Raw genomic sequence first — 19299 nt, forward strand, 5'->3', positions numbered from 1 at the left:
ACCCTGCCCAACGACCAACTGGCTGACAAGCGCTTTCGAGTTGCTTCAACAGCGGTAAGGTATGAGAGGAAAACCTACGGCGGTGCAACGCAGCGTCCTCAGTTTTCCTCAAGTCCCTTTAACTTCCGGTAGAGGGTTGCTCGCCCGATCCCCAGGCTGCGCGCAGCCGCCGAAAGGTTGCCACCGCTCGCTGCCACGGCCGTCTTGATTGCAAGCAGTTTTGCGGCCTGCAGTGTATGTGCTGCCTGTTGCGCCGAGTCTGTCATTGAGGCTGAGTCGGCGACCTTTTCAATGATTTCAAGAACGTCTTCCGACAGATGCTCCAGGCCGATCTCACCGCCATCCTCGGCCAACACGACAGCCAGGCGGAGCGTCTGGTAGAGCTGACGGACATTGCCCGGCCAGCGGTAATTCAACAGCGCTTGCAGCGCCGCGTCACTCAGCGTGAGCGGCTGGCGCGTGGCGCTTTCGGCGCGCAGCAGATGCTGAATCAGCTCCACCAAGTCCTGACGCTCGCGCAGCGCCGGTAGCGTCACACGCAGGCCGTTTATACGGTAGTAGAGGTCTTCGCGAAAGCCGTGGCTGGCGCTGAGCTGCTTGAGGTCTCGGTGAGTGGCGCAGATAAGCGCGCAATCCACGTGAATCACTTGGCTGCTGCCCAAGCGGGTAAAGCTGCGCTCCTGCAACACCCGCAGCAGACGACCTTGCAGCTCCATCGGCATGTCGCCGATCTCGTCGAGGAAGAGGGTGCCTTTGTGCGCCTGTTCAACTTTGCCGATCGCGCCACCTTTGCGGCTGCCGGTAAAGGCACCTTCGACGTGGCCGAACAGTTCCGACTCGATCAGGCTGGCCGGAATAGACGAGCAGTTGATAGCCACGAAGGCTTCTCCGGCGCGGCTGCTACCTTCGTGCAACAGGCGGGCGAAAACCTCTTTACCCGTGCCGGTCTCGCCGTTGATCAGCACGGGAATATCCCGGGCGAAGGCCTGGCGAGCGCGGGCAAGGGCACTCTGCAGCGCTGGGTCCTGCAAATACGGCGCCGCTTGCGGCAGTAGCGGCGGTTTGGCGATAGGCGCAGGCAAAGGTTCCTGCCTCAACGCCCGCTCCGTTTTAAGAACGGGGCCTAGGGTAATGCACGCGTGCAGTTCGCCACCGTGATGCGTGCGCAGCCGCAGCGGTGCACTGAGATCGTGGCGGCGGTAGCAGGCGGCGTGAGCGAAGGGCATGTCGAACAGCTCAGCAAAATCCAGACCGACCGGAACCTCGCTTAACTGCAACAGCTGACCAGCAGCGCGGTTAGCGCAGCGCAGCTTACCGGCCTGGTCGAAACCCATAAGGCCTTCCAACGGGGTGCCGAGAATATCTATCCGCAGGTGCAGGTGCACCAGCAGTAAGTCACTGAGCTGGCTAAACATACGATTTTCAATCGCACTGGCGGTTAGCAACAAGGACTCCCGCGCGTTAATCAAGGGCGCGCGGTGTTTGCTGCTCGCGTCCAGCACCCCGACGATGGCGCCGTCCGGGCCGAAAATCGGCGTGGCAAAACAGCAAAAGTCGCGCGCTTCCTCCAGGTAGTGTTCCCCGCCCACGAAGAGCACGGAGTCACGCTCGGTCAGAGCGCAACTCGGCGCGGTGGTACCGACGTTTTGCTCGGAAATCTGCGCGCCAACCCGAAACACCTGATTCAACTCCTGGTTGTCTGAGCTGCGGCTGCCCAGGCTGTTGAGCACCACACCTTGCAAGTCGAGGCAGACTAGCACCCAGTCCTTGCGTGACAGGGAGGCGTGTAGTTGCTCCATCTCGGGCGTGGCACAGGTCAGCAACAGGCGATTGCTTTCGATAATTTGGGCACGGCTGGCGACTACAGGCGCATTCAGACGGTCGCGATGACTCAGACCGTAGCTTTGCGAACGTTCCCAGGACCTCTCGACCATCAACGAGTCGACGAAATACTTGCGCGCGGGGGGGACTGCGGAGTCGGTGACGTTATGCATGAAATGCGCCTCGCAAGCTAATGTCTCAAAATAGGCCAGTCCGCCCCTGTTGCGATGTCTCAATTTGAGTCAGTCGTACAGGTGGGGCAGTCATACGCTTTCCTCGAAAAATATTATCCATATAATAATCATCCACCTACAGATATTTTTTTAGAACTCAAAAGTGGCACAGGCTCTGCTTAATGACTTGCTGTGAGGTCGGATAAGCACCCGTCACTACGTTCTAACATAAACAAAAACAATAAAGGTGATGTTATGAAAATGAGCTCAGAGCTGGCTCTGCGCCGTCCCATCTGCCCGTCAACCCGACGCGGCATGGTGCATCTGTTGCAAGCTGCGTTGTTCGGCTTGCTAGGTAGCCTATCCTACGGCGCTTCAGCTGTGGACGTGGATGCCGGCGATTACACCGCATTTCCCGAAGGCACCAACCTGGGCATGCTCTACGGCCAACATGCCGAACGCAACTCACTGTATGCAAACGGCCACAAAGCGCCAATCGACGCTGGTCTGAACTCCAATATCGGCATTGTGCGTGGCGTGCACTTCACCAAGATTGGCGATTACATCGTCGACCCACAGTTCCTCCTCCCATTCGGCAACGTGCAAGCTAAGGACGATGTCAAAGATTTGGGCAGCGCCAGCGGCACCGGCGACTTGACCCTGGCCGCCACCGTCTGGCTGATAAATGAACCTGACAAGCGGCGTTACTTCGGCATCACGCCGTTCCTATATATACCCATCGGCAGCTATGACAACAACCACGCGATCAACCTCGGTGAGAACCGCTGGAAGTTCGCCCTGCAGGCTGGATACATCACCGGGCTGAGCGACAAGCTGACCCTCGACCTGATCGGCGACGTGACGCTCTTCGGCAACAACAATGACTACGGCGCCCAGAGCGTCACGCAGAAACAGAACGCCCTGTATCAAGGCCAAGCATTCCTTCGCTACAACTTCACCGACAAGTTTGATGTGCGTGTTGGGGTATCGAAGTTTTGGGGCGGTGAAAGCAATATCGACAGCCAGGACATGCACGACAAACCTAATACCAGCAAATACACAGTAGGCGCGGCGTACTTCGTTACCCCTAGCACCCAACTGATGGTCAATTACGGCCGTGACATGGCAGTTGAAAACGGCTTCAAGGAGGACAGCCGCATCAACTTGCGGATCCTTCAAATATTCTAGTGCTACTTGCCAGCAAAGGTCTCATTCCAATTACAAGACAGGAGTCCTGCGTTTATGAATACGCAGTCTGCATCGCAACTATTCGCGGGCTTAGCTCTCGCCCTGATGATGCCATTGGCCGTCGCGACCCAGGTCGACGAGGCCGCCATTATCGCCAGCAAGAAAGACGGCAGCCAATGGCTCAGCAATGGCCGAACCTATGAAGAACAACGCTTCAGCCCACTGGACCAGATCACTGAACAAAACGCCGACAAGCTCGGTCTGGCCTGGTCTCTGGACCTTGATAACCACCGTGGTCTGGAGGCAACGCCGCTGTTCGTCGACGGCGTGCTCTTCGCCTCGCTGTCATGGAGCCGCGCGATTGCCGTCGATGCGCGCACCGGCAAAACACTCTGGAGCTTCGACCCGCAGGTTGCCCGCGACAAGGCCCGTGATGCTTGCTGCGACGCGGTAAACCGCGGCGTGGCGTTGTGGAACGGCAAGGTGTTTATAGGCACGCTGGACGGCCGACTCATCGCCCTTGACGCCAAAACCGGCAAGCAAGTCTGGAGTCAGCAGACCACTGACATCAGCAAGCCATACACCATCACCGGCGCGCCGCGCGTGGTGAAAGGCAAGGTGATCATTGGTAACGGCGGCGCCGAGTACGGCGTGCGCGGCTACTTCTCCGCCTACGACGCCGAGACCGGCAAAATGGCTTGGCGCTTCTACACGGTGCCCGGCGACCCAAGCAAGCCATACGAAAACCCGGAGTTGGTTGAAGCCGCTAAGACCTGGAAGGGCGACCAGTACTGGAAGTTCGGCGGCGGCGGTACCGCGTGGGACAGCATGGCCTACGACCCGGAAATGAACCTGCTGTACGTCGGTACCGGTAACGGCTCTCCGTGGAACCGCGAGCTGCGCAGCCCGGGCGGCGGCGACAACCTGTACCTGTCCTCGATCCTCGCCATCAACCCGGAGACCGGGCGACTGGCGTGGCACTATCAAGTGACACCGGGCGACTCCTGGGACTTCACTGCCACGCAGCAGATCACCTTGGCAACCCTGGAAATTGCCGGTAAACCGCGCAAGGTACTCATGCAGGCGCCAAAAAACGGGTTCTTCTATGTGCTCGACCGCCAGACCGGCGAACTGCTCTCTGCCGAGAAGTTCGGCAAGGTCACCTGGGCCGAGAAAGTCGATCTGGCCAGCGGCAAGCCGGTAGAGGTACCCGGTTCGCGTTACGAGAAAGAGACAATTGTGATGTGGCCGAGCCCCTTTGGCGCACACAACTGGCACTCAATGTCGTTCAACCCGCAAACCGGTTTGGTCTATTTCCCTTACCAGGAGATTCCCGGCGTCTATCGCAACGAAGGCAAAAACTTCGTCAAGCGCAACGCCTTCAACACCGGCGCTGCGTTCTATGACACCACGGAGATTCCTCGCGAGGCCGTCTCCGGTGCGCTGGTGGCGTGGGACCCCGTCAAACAGAAAGAAGCCTGGCGCGTTCCGTACACCCACTATTGGAATGGCGGCACCCTGACCACTGCCGGCAACCTGGTGTTTCAGGGCACCGCGGACGGTGACCTCATTGCTTACTCTGCTGACAAAGGGAAGAGGCTCTGGTCGTTCGCCGCACAGACCGGCATCGTCGCCGCGCCAATGACCTACAGCCTTGAAGGTGAACAGTACGTCGCATTGATGGCTGGCTGGGGTGGTGTAGCCCCGCTTATCGGTGGCGATGCTTCCTTGGCACCCGGGGTCGGCAACATCAGCCGTCTGTTGGTCTTCAAACTCAACGGCAAGGCCGCCCTCCCACCGCTGCCAGAGAAAGTGGCAACTGCGGTAACACGCATACCCGGACCGGTCCAAGCGTCTGCTGCGGATATCACCGCCGGCAAGCAGCTATACGGCACTTACTGCACCGTATGCCACGGTGTGGGCGTGGTCAGCGGCGGTTTGATACCGGACCTGCGCAAGTCGGACGACGCGCGCCGCGCCATGTTCCAGCAGATCGTCCTCGATGGCGTGCTGCGTCCTCTGGGCATGCCCTCCTTCAAGGACAGCCTGAAACCGGCAGATGTCCAAAAGATCAAGGACTACGTCATTAGCCAGGAATACGCCGCGTACCTGAAGTCGCAAGAACCAGCAGCGGCCAAAGCCACACCGTAATGACGGAACGGTAACGCGTTGACGGCGAGTTAGCATGACCGAGACTCGCCGTCATGTACGGTAAGAATGTGCACTAAACATTTGAAGCTAGTCACTCCAACGTAATAAGGAACTCAATCATGTGGACCAAACCTGCTTACACCGATCTGCGTATCGGCTTTGAAGTCACCATGTACTTCGCCAACCGTTGACGCTCCGCGTGGCGCTACGCTTCCTCGAGCGACGCGCCACGTTATTTTTGGCCCGTTAACACGGGCTTTTTTTTGCCCCGGTCGCGCGCCAGCGAGGGTTGCCTACAGGAACCGACCATGTTCATCCGGATTCTTGGCTCAGCCGCAGGCGGCGGCTGTCCTTAGTGGAGCTGCAACTGCCGCCATTGCCGCGGCGTGCGCGAGGGCACCTTGCACGCGCAGCCACGTCCCCAGTCTTGCATCGCGCTTTCCGACGATGGTGTGCACTGGACTCATCAATCACGCCTGGACAGTTGGCCGCAGCACTACCCTTGGATCGACCTCGCCGGCTGCGCCTATTTCCGCCAACGCCTGGGCCAAGCGCACCGCAATGCTGGCCGGCTCCAAGAAGGCTTTTGCCCAGAAATTAGCGATGGCCCGCGCGGTGAAAGCCCAAGGCTACCCGATGGTGCTGAACTTCCTCCCCATCGGTACAACATCGACCGCATCATCGGACTGTGCGTCGCCCTGGAAGCCGACTTCGTAGAGCTTGCCACCTGCCAGTTCTACGGCTGGGCCGAGCTAAATCGCGTCGGCCTGTCAGCGATCAAAACGCAACCGGTGCGCGACGAGCGCATCACCGACGACTACCGCGCCAAACTCGAAGCCCAAGGCCATCCCTGCAAGCTGATCTTTGTAACGCCGGACTATTACGAAGAGCGCCCGAAAGCTTGCATGAATGGTTGGGGAAATAACACGCCTGTCAGGGCATCGCCAGCCTGACCTTTCGCAACGCGCGTGAATCGCGTCTGATCGCAAAGCCGTAAGCCTCGGGCGTCCCAGCGCAACATAGATTGTTTGCGATGGCAGATGCGCGTTTATCGCCTATCAGCCATCGCGGCTAATCCCAATTCTTACGGCTCGTTACCCATCTGCGCAATGCTGATATCACGCATGATGAATTTCTGGACCTTGCCGGTCACGGTCATCGGAAACTCGTCGACGAACTTGAAATGCCGAGGGGTCTTGAAGTTTGCGATGCGCTCCTTGCACCAGGCTTGCAGCTCCTGCTCGGTGGCGCTGTGACCGGGGTGGAGCTTGATCCACGCGACGATTTTTTCGCCGAATCGGGTGCAGGGAATGCCAATCACCTGCACGTCTGCAACCGCAGGGTGGGTGATAAAGAATTCCTCCAACTCACGGGGGTAAACATTCTCACCTCCTCGGATGATCATGTCCTTGTTGCGCCCGGCGATGCGCACATAGCCCTCGTCATCCATGCTTGCCAAGTCACCGGTGTGCATCCAGCCAGCACGGTCAATGGCTTCTGCGGTGCCCTGCGGGTTGTGCCAGTAACCAACCATCACGCTATAACCGCGGGTGCACAGCTCACCAATGGTGCCGCGCGGCACCAGGTTGCCGGCGTCGTCGATGATCTTGCTTTCGAGGTGCGGCTGGGTTCTGCCCACGGTGGTGACGCGCATGTCCAGATTGTCGTGCGGCCCTGTCTGAAGCGACACCGGGCTGGTTTCGGTCATGCCATAGGCAATCTGTACTTCGTGCATGTGCATCTCGTCGATGACCCGGCGCATGATTTCAATCGGGCAAATCGCCCCGGCCATGATGCCGGTGCGCAGGCTCGACAGATCGAGCTCAGCGCGGCCCGGCTGATCGAGCATGGCGATAAACATGGTCGGCACACCGTACAGGGCCGTGGCCTTTTCTTCGGCGACCGTGGTGAGTGTGATGAGTGGGTCGAAGCCGTCACTGGGATAAATCATGGTGGTGCCATGGGTCAGGCAGGCGAGGTTGCCAACCACCATGCCAAAGCAGTGATAAAGGGGCACCGGGATCACCAAACGGTCCTCTGCGGCCAGCCCCAGGCTTTCGCCAACCATGTAGCCGTTGTTCAGAATGTTGTAATGGCTGAGGGTGGCGCCCTTGGGGAACCCGGTCGTTCCGGAGGTGAACTGGATATTGACCGCTTGATCGAAGTGCAGGCTGTTCTGACGCTCGCTCAGTTGTTCGCTCGGCACGCTGGCTGCCAACTCCCCCAGTTTCGACCACGATAGGAAGCCCGCCGGGGGCTGGGCTTGCAGGCTAATTAAGCCGCGCAACTCCGGTAGGCGTTCACTTCGTAGTTGGCCGGTCGGTTGTGCCGCTAACTCAGGCAGCAAGCTTTGCAGCATTGCATGGTAGTCGGAGGTCTTGAACGCACCGGCGCACAACAACCACTGGCAACCGGACAGCTTGAGTGCGTATTCGAGTTCGGTAGTTCGGTAGGCGGGGTTGATACAGACCAGCACCACGCCGATCTTCGCCGTGGCGAATTGCGCAATGCACCACTGCGCGCAATTGGGCGCCCAAACGCCGAGCCGGTCGCCGGTTTTCAAACCCAGGGCCAGCAGTGCTCTGGCGTAAAGGTCTACTGCGTCGCCCAATTGCTGCCAGGTATAACGTAACTGCTGATGGCGAACCACCAGCGCTTCGCCGCCGGGGAATTGCGCTACGGTCTGATCGAGTGCCTGGCCAATGGTCATGGTCAGCAACGCTTTGTTTTGAACGCCGCGGGTGTAACTTTGCTGCGGCTTGTCACTGTCTTGATGCATGACGTTTCCTTTGTTTTTATCGTTCTAAGACGGAGTTGCGCGTGCCAGTTGCGCTGATAGCTGAGTGATGAAGACGGGCTGGCGAGCCGCAGAGAATAAAAATAGGCTGAGGCGTTTTCGGGCTGCCCCAACCTGAAAGGGTTACAACTTGATCATCACCGTCTTTAGTTCCGTGTAGTGGTCAATAGCTGCCGCCCCCATTTCGCGGCCGACGCCGGAAAGCTTGTAGCCGCCGAAGGGCAGGACAGGGTCAAGGGCGGTATGGCAGTTGACCCAGACCGAACCCGACTTGATACGCGGGATCATGCGGTGCACCGCGCTCATGTCGTTGGACCAGATGCTGGCGCCCAGGCCGTAGGGGTTGTCGTTAGCCAGGCGCACGGCTTCATCGATGTCATCGAACGGCATGGCCACCAGCACCGGGCCGAAGATTTCTTCCTGCACCAGGCGGTGCTTCTGATCGACGTCGACGATAACGGTAGGTTGGACGAAGTAACCAGGGCCCTGCTTTTCGCCGCCGCACGCAATGGTGGCGCCCAGTTCGCGGCCCGTTTCGATGTAGTTGTACACCCGGTCTTGTTGCTTGGCGGAGATCAGCGGCCCGATGTCCGCGCTAGGGTCCAGGCCACTGCCCAACCTCATGCCATTGGCGATATCGACGATGCCGCCAACCACGCGGTCGAAGTGTTTGCGCTGCACATAAAGACGCGATCCGGCACAGCACACCTGGCCCTGGTTGAAGAAGATGGCGTTGGCAGCGCCGGCGGTGGCCTCCTGCAAGTCGGCGTCGGCCAGCACGATGGTGGGCGATTTACCACCCAGTTCCAGGGTGACGCGCGTCATATTGTCCATGGCGACCTTGCCGACCTGCTTGCCTACCTCTGTGGAGCCAGTGAAGGTCAGTTTGTCCACGCCTGGATGACGGGTAAGTGCTGCGCCGGCCTGGAGGCCGGTGCCGGTGACGACGTTGAAGACACCGGCGGGGTAGCCCGCCTCAAGTACCAGTTCGGCCAGTTTCAGGGCGCTCAGCGGGGTTTCGTCGGCAGGCTTGAGCACCAGGCTGCAACCAGTGGCCAGGGCCGGGCCGAGCTTCCAGCAGGCCAGCATGAAGGGGAAGTTCCAGGCGACGATGGCGCCGACAACGCCCACCGCCTCGCGGCGGATGAACGCGTGGAATTCGCCGCCGGCCATCAGTGGCAAAGACGGATCTACCGTGGTGCCGGAGAGTTTGGTGGCCCAGCCAGCCATATAGCGCAGGGAGTCGACGGACAGTTGCACGTCAACCAAGCGCGCCATCTGCGCGCTTTTACCGTTGTTCAGGCATTCCAACTCAGCGATTACCTGGGCGTCGCGCTCAATCAGGTCGGCCAGACGCCACAACAGGTTTTGCCGCTCACGTGGACGTGTGCGGCTCCACGCCGAGTCATCGAAAGCACGGCGCGCGGCCTGCACCGCGCGGTCTACGTCGACGTGATCGGCCGACGGTACGTCCAGCAAGCGTTCACCGGTGGCGGGGTTGCGCACGACCATGGTCGCTCCGCTGGCGGCGTCTATCCATCCAGCGCCAATCAGCATTTGAGGTCGCTTGGAGAGGAATTCGATGGTCTTGGAATGCAGCGGTACGTGTTCCATGGGCGAGGCCTCATTGTTGTGGATGTAGTAAAAGTCCGAGGAGCAAGGCCCATGCCAGCCCTACCCAAGTGGCGCGAGCCCAGGGCTGCGGCCTTTTCAGGCCCCAGTCAGGCGTAACGGTCGCGACGCGTGGTGTATTGGGCTTATACAGCTGTCTCAAAGTGAGACACCGGCTGCCCCGTGCAGGCGACCGACTCGCGCTAGGCCGGCTCGCCATCAACCCGCTGGCGGGCGCGTTACTAAAGCCGAGGGCCGTTTTCGCGAAGCCATTCGTTTCATGCACGCCTATGGCAATGCATGAGCCGACAATGGCGTGCGCCTCTCAAAACGTGCGCACACCTGCACAGCCCCGTTAAGGGATCGCGCGACCGAATCTTGCGTCGACAAAGGCATCATTTCCGTCCTGTTGGTTAATGAGGCCCTGCGGAGTGGCGGCGCGGGCATAACGAGGCGGCGCTACGGGTGCAGGCCTGCATACTCCCTGATCTGCTCATCAAGCCGTTTGCGTAGGTGCGCGGGCTCGATTTAGTCAGTAAACAACCCGGCCCACATGCGTTAAACGAGCGGCTGTAGAAAGACTCGATATCCCGCAAACCTTTAACCCTGAGTTTGATGTGCCAACTCCCAATCAGGACGGGGGCGGTGACATCACCTATATTTGGGCACAAGGAAAGTGGCACTGCCTGGCTGTCGCTCTGGGCCTCTGCATGCGCCAGAGCATGAGTCGCCGTGAAATTGCTGGGACACTCCGTTCACTCCGCTCAAGAGCGTCAGCCCAATCTGACCCGTGCGGGGATTGGCCAATAGGATTGGGCGCTGACGCTACCTGGCATCGCCGGGCCCAGCATCTGCGACCTGATAGGGGCCTCGTTCGGGAAACGCTACGGCAATCGCCAAGCCCCCATCGGGTGTGGCAGAAGCGATGCGGGGAGTCGGTTGCTCGGCGCATCGCAGTCAGAGCGAAAACTCAAGCGCTCAATCAATTGAGAGCCTCGCTCGTCAGTGCCCCGCAAGACATTCGTGAACGGCTCTGGAAAACCAAACCTGCCGACCGCTTAGGGCGCCGCAGCGTGTTCGCGTTAGGCGCACTCGGCACGGCGGTGTTCCTGCCGGTGATCGTGCTGTTCCAGAGGCCCGACAATATCTTGTGGATGCTGGTGGTGTTCGGCTTCCTGTACGGGATTCCCTATGGCGTGATACCGGCGCTGTTTATTCGCGATAAACAGTTCGACCCACAAAAACAGTAAGGTCCGGCAGGTGCGTCGGGCAACATCGCAACTCAACCAGCCAAATAACTGACGTCATTACGCAACGACCTTTTTTGACTTTAAAAATGGTCGTTGATTTATAAGGAGTTTTATTAAGTTAAACAAAGTGGCACGAATATCGCTCTAAGCCCTTTCAAGCAGGTTAAGCGATGACAAGACGTGTGGCAGGGCCTAGGGGTTATAACCCCGGGCAAAGCGGTTTAGACTGTTTCCGATGTTTTACAGAACTGAAGGAGCAGTAAGACGCTTGGCATTCGCCACTCTCATCGAGCCTGTAAGACAGTTAAGTGCTTAGAGGCCGTTAGCTTATGAAATCACCAACCCAGACCAACGCAATTGACTTCGACAGTGCAAAATTGCAACGCCTGGGGTTTGGTCAACCAGCCCTTCGTCCCCGCCGCCCCGTCACTTTTAACGAACTGCGCCAGCAACTGGGCCAGCAATTGCAGACCAGCCTGGAGCCGGAGCGCATCCTTGGCCTGTTCTTTCGCGAGGTGCAACGCCTGGTGCCCCTGGACGCGTTGCACTACCGCCATGAACCCAGCGACCTGCGCCTGGAATTCGGCCATCGCGGCCACCACTCGGTGAGCTACACCTTGAGCCATGAAGGCGAGCATTTGGGCGAGCTGATATTCCGTCGCAACCAGCGCTTAATGGACGACGAACTGAGCCAGTTGGAGGCGCTGCTGGCGAGCTTGCTGTACCCGATGCGCAACGCCCTGCTCTACCGTACCGCCACCCGCAGCGCGCTGCGCGATCCATTGACCGAAACCGGCAATCGCATTGCCATGGACCAGACCCTGCAACGGGAAATCGACATGGCCCGGCGGCACCTGAGCCCGCTGTCCTTGCTGATGCTGGACATCGATCACTTCAAGAACATCAACGACACCCACGGTCATGCGGCCGGCGACAAAGTACTGCGCGCCGTGGCCGGCTCGATCAAAAGCCAACTGCGCAACGTGGACATGGTGTTTCGGTTTGGCGGGGAAGAGTTTCTAATCCTGCTGTCGAACACCGGCCGGGATGCGGCAGGCATGGTCGGCGAGCGCTTGCGCCGGGCTGCACACGCTCAGGATTACTGGGCAGATGACACCAAGATCGAATTGACGGTGAGCCTGGGCTGCTCGACCTTGCTGGCCGCCGAGTCGGCCGAAAGCCTGTTACGCCGCGCCGACAACGCCTTGTACGTGGCCAAGCGCGAAGGCCGCAACCGCTTGGCAATGGCGGGGTAAGCACCCCGCCATCACCTTTACATCACGCCTCGCTGGCGACGCGTGCCTGACGCTCGCGAATCGCTAGGGGCGCCTTTTCCTTGTCTTTCTCCTTCTCCAAACGCATGCAGCTTTCCAAAAACAGGTACATGTAGTCATAGCTTTTGCACACGGCCTGACGCAGTTCTTCCTGCAAGGTTTTGCTCGGGTTCATCCCTGCCAGGGTGCAGATTATTTCGAGCGCTTCCCACGGGTGGGCATCGTCGTACTGCGCGTGCATCTTCAACCATTTCATGGCGCGCTTGCGCTCTTCCTCAGGGAAGGCTGCCGCGTACACACCGGTCGAACACACCACGGCAGACCACTCCCCGGTCGCCCCCTCGATCGCGTAGTTGGTCGCGGCAATCGCAACGATCAACGAATCGGCCGAGCTGGTGTGCCAGCACCAATGGCTCAGTGCGTGCAATTCCGGCGGTACGTTCTGCGCTTGCAACTCTTCCAGGCTCACGCCATGGGCGCGGGCCCAATGTACCCAATAGTCGGCATGGTTCAGTTCCACGCGAATATTACGCATCAGCCACCGGCGCGCCATATCCTCCCCAGGATGGCGGGCAAACTTGGTCTTGGTGAGGTTTTGTGCCATGTACAAGGCAAACTGCTCCACCACTGGCCAGCCACCGATAAGGTAGTGGCGCATGGTCTTGGCGCTGAGCGTGTTATCGCGCATGCGCTGATACAGTTCGTGCTCGACAACTCGGCGCTTGCTCTCGCTACAGGCCTGGATCAATTGTTGCGCCCAGGCAGGGTAACTTGAGGCTTCCATAAGCGGGCCGGTTCTGTTGAAGGTGTCGATCACTGTAAGGCTCCTTTTTTAGTGTGATAGTACAGACCAGCAAATGTTTCAACGGAATGTGCCGGGCGCCTTGAATAACAGAGGCTGCGGCCGCACAGGTCGACACTGCAAGCTATCAAAGGTAAACAATTGCGGGCGTTCAATCAGGTAGCCCTGAGCGTAATCCACACCGATCTCAAGTAAAGCCTGTTCGATTTGCGGTGTTTCAACAAACTCGGCAATGGTGCGCTTACCCATGACGTGGCCGATGTGGTTGATCACTTCGACCATCGCGCGGTTAATCGGGTCGTCCAGCATATCCTTTACGAAACTTCCATCGATCTTCAGGAAGTCTACAGGTAAATGTTTGAGATAGGCGAATGAGGACATTCCGGCACAAAAGTCATCCAGTGAGAAATAGCAACCTAACGCTTTGAGTTCATTAATAAAACGAATTGCACTACCCAAATTTGCGATAGCACTGGTCTCTGTTATTTCAAAACATATCATTTCTGGCGGAATGTTATAAACCGCGAATTTCTCACGCAAAAATCCGAGAAAGTCGTCATCGCCAATAGTAATACCTGACAGATTAATCGCACACATCGCCATTGGCCGGCCTGGCCGCTCAAGCATGCAGTCGGCAATAATCTTGAACACGTTCTCTACCACCCAGCGGTCCAGCGATGTCATCAGGCCATAACGCTCGGCGGCGGGGATAAAGCTGTCCGGCAGAATGATCCGACCGGCCTCGTCGTGCAGGCGCAGCAGAATTTCCACATGCCCATTGCCGCCCTCGGTGTGGCCCAAAGGCGAAATTTCCTGCGCATACAAGCAAAACCGATTTTCCTCCAGGGCCATGTGCAGGCGCTGCACCCAAGCCATTTCGCCAAACCGCAGGGACAACTCCGAGTCATCGGCATGGTAGACCTGCACGCGGTTGCGGCCCTTTTCCTTGGCCATGTAACAGGCCATGTCGGCGGCGCGCAGCGAGGTTTCCAACGTGGTCGGGGTTTGCGAGATATGCACCAGGCCAATACTGACGGTGGTCATGAACGGTCGGCCTTTCCACACGAAATGCAGGTTTTGCACGGTATGGCGCAGGCTCTCAGCGATCTTCTCCGCAACCGGCGCCGGGCAGTTCTCCAAGAGGATGCCAAACTCGTCGCCGCCCAGACGTGCCAGGGTGTCACCCTCGCGCAGGTCCGATTGCAGCAGCGCGCAGATATGCCGCAACAACTCGTCACCGGCAGCATGGCCGCAGGTATCGTTGACCAGCTTGAACTGGTCCAGGTCGAGGAACATCAACGCATGCCGAGCATTTTTCTGCCGTGCTACCCGTTGCAGCACCTGCTCCAGGCGGAACTCGAATTCGCGCCGGTTGGCCAAGCCAGTCAAGGCATCATGGGTCGCTTGCCACGACAGGTTGGCGATGTACTGGCGCTCCTGGGTCATATCGTGCAGCACCAGCACCGCGCCACTGACCTTACCGGCACTGCGGATCGGCGCGCCCACCAGCGTCACCGAGACCGTACTGCCGTCCACGCGCTGGATCAGCTTGGAATGCTCGCTGCCGCCACTGAGTTCGCCCTTGATGATGTGCTCGATCAGGGTAAAGCCGTCAGGCTCGGCATTTTCATCGAGCAGGCTGAACAACGCGGCCAAGGGCAAGCCTTGAGCCTGGGCGGTCTTCCAGTGGGTCAGCGCCTCGGCCGCCGGGTTCATGTAGGCGATAGCGCCGTCGACATCGGTGGTGATCACGCCGTCACCAATCGACTCCAGGGTAATCTGCGCCCGCTCCTTCTCCGCTTGCAGCGCGCTGGCAAACTCATGGCGCTGGGTCAGCAGCTTGTGCGTGCGCAGCAGCGCCAGGGCGATCAGGCCCAAGGCCGTGGCCAGATTGGTGATCAACAACAGCCGCAGGATGACCCGCGAGCCCTCGCCCAAGGCATCGCTGAACGCCTTCGCCGCCGGTGTGACGCCATCGTTAATGGCCGTGATGCGCGTCTTCCAGTCCCGTACATCGTTGCTGTTGACTTGATTGGTGCGGATCGCTTGGTGCATCGCCTGAGCCAAGTCATCCAACTGCACCAGATAACCGTCGCCCACAGTCCACAGTTCAATGGCTTTTTCCAAGTAGCTGAAATGGCGAAAATTGAGGTACAGCCAGATCAGGCTGGACACGTCATCAGGGTGGTTGCCGCCCTTGAGGATGCCCAGGCGCGCGGCGGGAAGGTCGGGGCTGACGCGATCCAGGGCGACACGTAACTCATGCCCGCCCTGGGGCACGGCGATGGCTTGCTGGTATTTGAGGTAAGTGGCAGGGTCGCGATTATCGGCGTAGAGGGTCAGGTAGTAGATAGCGTCTTTCTGGCCCTTGGACCATAAGCTCTCACCCGCCACATAACCCCGCACCGCTGAAAGCACGTACAGACTGACGCTGCCTAACAATGCCTGGAACAGTACAACGGCAATAAAGGGCCAGACGATGCCCAGCAGCCGAGGTCTGATTAACGTCGCTCCGAGAGTCCGCTTCTGCTTCATGAAGTCCCTTGCACATGCACAGCTTAATACGCACGCGAAAATCCGCTCCCGATAGCACAGCTTAGGCTAACTCAACGCACTTGTTGCAGGTGCCCGTAAAGTTTGGCGTACAACCCACCCTCCGCGATCAATTGCTGATGGTCGCCATCTTCGGCGATATGCCCACCATCAAACACTAACACCCGGTCAGCCTGTTTCACCGCTGAAAGCCGGTGAGCGATGATCAGTGTAGTACGCCCACTGAGAAACCGCGCCAACGCTTGGTGCAAGTTGTACTCGGTGGCGGCGTCCAAGGCGGAGGTGGCCTCATCCAGAATCACCACTTTAGGCTCGGCCAGCACCATTCGCGCGATGGCCAGGCGTTGGCGCTGACCGCCGGAGAAACGCACGCCGGAGCGCCCCACCACACTGTCCAGGCCCAAAGGTAGCGCCTTGACGGTAGCATCCAGCTGGGCGATTTCCAGCGCCTGCCAGCACGCCTGGTCCGAACGCGAACGGCCCATGGTCAGGTTGGCGCGCACGGTATCGTTGAACAATGCCGGGTGTTGCAACACCACGGCGACGTTCTCGCGGATGGTCGCAAGGCCGATTTCCTGCTGGGTGGCGCCGCCGAAACGAATACTGCCGGCCTGCGGCGTATAAAGCCCCAGCAGCAGTTGCACCAAGGTACTTTTACCGCCGCCGCTGGCGCCGACAATCGCCACCTTCTCGCCCGGCGCGATAACCAGGTTCAGTTGGTTGAGCACCAGCTCTTCGCCGTAGCCGAAATCGAGGCCGCGCACTTCGATGCCGACCGTCTCACGCCCGGTGAACGGGTCTGCGCCACCGGCGTATTGCGGCTCGTCGGCACGCGCCAGCAGCTCGTTGATCCGCGTCAACGCCCCGCCCGCGGCGTAGTAGGCGTATTGCAGGTTCAGCAGTTGCTCCACCGGGCCGATCATGAACCACAGGTAGCTGAACACCGCGAGCATCTGGCCGATGGACAAGTCGGAAAACAGCACCGTGAGCATCGCCGCCGCGCGAAAGATGTCGATGCCGAACTGGAACAACAAGCCACTGGCGCGGCTGGAGGCGTCGGTTTTCCATTGTGAGTGAATGGCGTAGTCGCGCACTTCCTGGGCACGCTGGCCGAGGCGCCCGAGGAAAAAGCCCTGGCGGTTGCCAGCACGCACTTCTTGGATGGCATCAAGGGTTTCGGTCAACGCCTGGGTGAAACGCGAGGTGCTGTCGTTCTCGAGCTTCTTCAGGTGTTTGACGCGCTTGCCCAACTGCACTGTGGCGTAGATCACCAGCGGGTTGAACAGCAAGATCAGCAGCGCCAACTGCCAGTGCATCCACACCAGAATCGCCGAGGTGCCGACCAACGTGAGCATGGCCACCAAGAAGCGGCTGAGGGTTTCGCCGACAAACTTGTCCAGCGTGTCCAGGTCGGTGACCAAGTGCGTGGTGACCGTGCCGCTGCCCAGGCTTTCGTATTCGCCGAGGGAAATGCGCTTGAGCCGTTCGATCAGGCGTACGCGGATGCGGTACACGATGTCCTTGGCCAGCCGCGCAAACAGCCGCGCCTGCACCACGTTGAACACCAATGCGCCACAGCGCAGGAACAGCGTCACCAGCAGCATCAAGCCGATATAACCGGCAGCCTTCTGCCACCCCAGAGGCAATGCGTTGTTCATCACCTTGAGCGCGGCATCGCCATGGCCCAGCAGCACTTCGTCCACCAGCAGGGGCAACAGCAATGGGATGGGCACGCTGCACAGGGTCGCCAGCACGGCCACGCCATTGGCGATCCACAGGGCTTTTTTGTGACGCAGGGCCAGGCGGCGAATTTCCGCCCAGGTCAGTCGATCGGTGCGCTTGGGCTGCTCAGAAAGGTCGGGCTGGTCATGCCCAGGCTCGTCATGCACAGGTGGCGCGCTCCAACCAACGGGCGAGCAAGGGCGACAGCTCGGACAGCGGCTGGTAGCCGTTGGTCAGTAACGCAAGCTGGCCATTACGCTCGGCCAACAGCGTCGGGAAGCCGGCAATGCCCAAATCCTGCACCCACGTGAAATCGGCGGCTGTTGCGGCGTGCTGCTCGGCGCGGTCGAACGCACCGGCGAACTCGATGCGCGGGATGCCCGCCGCCTCGGCCAGCTCTACCAGCACGCTGGCGAGGGTCACATCGCGGCCCTCGACATAAAACGCGCGCTGGATCAGCCCCAGCAGTTTCCAGGCACAATCCGGTGCCAGGCTGCGCGCCGTAACGATGGCGCGGCACGCAGGCTCGGTGTCATAGACAAAGCCGTCGGGCAAGGCGCCTTCATGCTTGAACGGCTGGCCGGTGGCCTCGGTGACCGCCTGCCAGTGTTCGAGGATGTAGCGCCGGGTGGTCGGCTCCAACGCCGCGCCGCTGCCGGTGCGCAAGCCGCCCACCACCAGGTGCAGCTCCACGCCTGCGGCCTGGGCCTGCTCCACCAACGCCTCGGCCACCGGGGCAAAGCCCCAGCACCAGGAACACATCGGGTCCATCACATAGAGCAGGCGCGCGGGCATGGGTCAGGCCTCGGAAGGGGTTTGCTTATAGTTGAAGCCAATCGGGTGCGGCATGTTGCGGGCCTTGGCCAGCTCAATCTGCTTTTGCCGGTCTATGGCGCTGCGACGGGTCTTCTCCGGCAGCTTATCCCAGCAATGCGGGCAACTGATGCCAGCCACATAGTGCTCGGACGCACGGTCTTCTACGCTGACCGGTGTGCGGCAGGCATGACATTGATCGTAGTCGCCTTCGCTCAAGTCGTGGCGCACGGTCACGCGGTTGTCGAACACAAAGCAGTCGCCCTGCCACTTGGTTTCTGCCTGCGGCACCTCTTCGAGGTACTTCAGGATGCCGCCCTTGAGGTGGTAAACCTCGTCAAAGCCTTCGCTGAGCATGTAGCTCGACGCCTTTTCGCAACGAATGCCGCCGGTACAGAACATGGCGACTTTCTTGTGCTTGGCGGGGTCGAAGTTGGCTTTGATATAGTCGGGAAATTCGCGAAAACTGGTGGTTTTCGGGTCGATTGCGCCCTCAAAGGTGCCGATCGACACTTCGTAATCGTTGCGGGTATCGATCAACAGCACTTCGGGGTCGCTGATTAGCGCATTCCAGTCTTGCGGGTTGACGTAGGTGCCGACTTTTTTGTTCGGGTCGACGCCTTCGACGCCCAGGGTCACGATCTCTTTCTTGAGCTTGACCTTGGTGCGGTAGAACGGTTGGTCATCGCAGTACGACTCTTTGTGGTCGATATCGTCCATGCGTGGGTCATTCTTCAGCCAGGCCATCAGGCCATCAATGCCTTCGCGGCTGCCGGAAACGGTGCCGTTGATGCCTTCTTCGGCGATCAGCAAGGTGCCTTTGATGCCGTTGTCGACCATTGCCTGCAGCAGTGGCTCGCGCAGGGCGACGTAATCTTCGAGGGTGACGAACTTATACAGTGCCGCCACGACGATCGGTTGAGTCATCGGTGTTATCTCCAGGTGGCTACCCTCGTAAGGGGTGAACCGGATTTAGAAAAATGCAGGCCAAGCCGCGCGGCGCGCATTCTAACAAAACCGCGACGCCACTGCATCGACACTCAGTCACCGATATTTCCTTGACTCACTCACGGCTTTGGCTGACCTCGGCCCGCACAGCCTAAGTGATAGCGTCTTGCGTCGCCCATTGGATCCACCTTTGGGC

The 19299-nt window shown here is 59.5% G+C and carries 12 protein-coding genes and 3 pseudogenes; 7 read left to right on the forward strand and 8 right to left on the reverse strand.

Annotated features, from left to right (window positions below):
- Positions 1–98: 98 nt before the first annotated feature.
- Complete coding sequence (locus ACI77I_RS09740) at positions 99–1994, reverse strand: sigma-54-dependent Fis family transcriptional regulator (RefSeq protein WP_406997402.1); 1896 nt, start codon at positions 1992–1994, stop codon at positions 99–101.
- 255 nt (positions 1995–2249) lie between these two features.
- Here ACI77I_RS09740 and ACI77I_RS09745 point away from each other — a divergent pair, with 255 nt between their 5' ends.
- The 4 genes and pseudogenes from ACI77I_RS09745 to ACI77I_RS09760 form a co-directional block, all read left to right on the forward strand.
- Entirely contained in the window at positions 2250–3182 is a 933-nt protein-coding gene (locus ACI77I_RS09745) for a transporter (protein WP_083357605.1), read from the forward strand.
- 54 nt (positions 3183–3236) lie between these two features.
- On the forward strand, positions 3237–5333 hold the full coding sequence (locus ACI77I_RS09750; RefSeq protein ID WP_406997403.1) for a PQQ-dependent dehydrogenase, methanol/ethanol family: 2097 nt from the start codon (positions 3237–3239) through the stop codon (positions 5331–5333).
- Between the two features lie 119 nt (positions 5334–5452).
- On the forward strand, positions 5453–5524 hold the full coding sequence (gene pqqA, locus ACI77I_RS09755; RefSeq protein ID WP_003243383.1) for a pyrroloquinoline quinone precursor peptide PqqA: 72 nt from the start codon (positions 5453–5455) through the stop codon (positions 5522–5524).
- A gap of 370 nt (positions 5525–5894) precedes the next feature.
- Positions 5895–6256: pseudogene (locus ACI77I_RS09760) on the forward strand (pyrroloquinoline quinone biosynthesis protein PqqE); the annotation flags it as partial.
- A gap of 161 nt (positions 6257–6417) precedes the next feature.
- Here ACI77I_RS09760 and ACI77I_RS09765 read toward each other — a convergent pair.
- Together ACI77I_RS09765 and ACI77I_RS09770 are read right to left on the reverse strand one after the other, a co-directional pair.
- A complete protein-coding gene (locus tag ACI77I_RS09765; RefSeq protein WP_083357603.1) occupies positions 6418–8112 on the reverse strand; it encodes an AMP-binding protein in 1695 nt (564 codons plus the stop codon).
- 141 nt (positions 8113–8253) lie between these two features.
- Entirely contained in the window at positions 8254–9744 is a 1491-nt protein-coding gene (locus tag ACI77I_RS09770) for an aldehyde dehydrogenase (protein ID WP_083357602.1), read from the reverse strand.
- A gap of 510 nt (positions 9745–10254) precedes the next feature.
- On the opposite strand from ACI77I_RS09770, the pseudogene ACI77I_RS09775 reads away from it, so the two are divergent.
- The 3 genes and pseudogenes from ACI77I_RS09775 to ACI77I_RS09785 all read left to right on the forward strand — a co-directional run.
- A pseudogene (locus ACI77I_RS09775) lies at positions 10255–10460 on the forward strand (IS3 family transposase); the annotation flags it as partial.
- 330 nt (positions 10461–10790) lie between these two features.
- A pseudogene (locus ACI77I_RS09780) lies at positions 10791–10991 on the forward strand (hypothetical protein); the annotation flags it as partial.
- Positions 10992–11320: 329 nt separating this feature from the next.
- Positions 11321–12247: a GGDEF domain-containing protein gene (locus tag ACI77I_RS09785; RefSeq protein WP_083357601.1), complete on the forward strand. Its 927-nt coding sequence runs from the start codon at positions 11321–11323 to the stop codon at positions 12245–12247.
- 22 nt (positions 12248–12269) lie between these two features.
- On the opposite strand, the gene ACI77I_RS09790 is transcribed toward ACI77I_RS09785, so the two are convergent.
- The 5 genes from ACI77I_RS09790 to ACI77I_RS09810 all read right to left on the reverse strand — a co-directional run bounded on the left by ACI77I_RS09790 (position 12270) and on the right by ACI77I_RS09810 (position 19082).
- Entirely contained in the window at positions 12270–13049 is a 780-nt protein-coding gene (locus ACI77I_RS09790; protein ID WP_371917655.1) for a TenA family transcriptional regulator, read from the reverse strand.
- 78 nt (positions 13050–13127) lie between these two features.
- A complete protein-coding gene (locus tag ACI77I_RS09795) occupies positions 13128–15602 on the reverse strand; it encodes an EAL domain-containing protein (protein ID WP_242151483.1) in 2475 nt (824 codons plus the stop codon).
- Between the two features lie 71 nt (positions 15603–15673).
- A complete protein-coding gene (locus ACI77I_RS09800) occupies positions 15674–17509 on the reverse strand; it encodes an ABC transporter ATP-binding protein (RefSeq protein WP_094949873.1) in 1836 nt (611 codons plus the stop codon).
- The gene (locus ACI77I_RS09805) at positions 17502–18104 is read right to left on the reverse strand and encodes a DsbA family protein (RefSeq protein ID WP_176462909.1); all 603 of its coding nucleotides are present in this window, start codon (positions 18102–18104) and stop codon (positions 17502–17504) included. The genes ACI77I_RS09800 and ACI77I_RS09805 overlap by 8 nt, the downstream gene beginning before the upstream one ends.
- 36 nt (positions 18105–18140) lie before the next feature.
- Positions 18141–19082, reverse strand: a complete 942-nt coding sequence (locus tag ACI77I_RS09810; protein WP_094949875.1) for a rhodanese-related sulfurtransferase — start codon at positions 19080–19082, stop codon at positions 18141–18143.
- Positions 19083–19299: the final 217 nt, after the last annotated feature.

This window comes from Pseudomonas sp. D47 (assembly GCF_045447305.1).
GTDB lineage: Bacteria > Pseudomonadota > Gammaproteobacteria > Pseudomonadales > Pseudomonadaceae > Aquipseudomonas.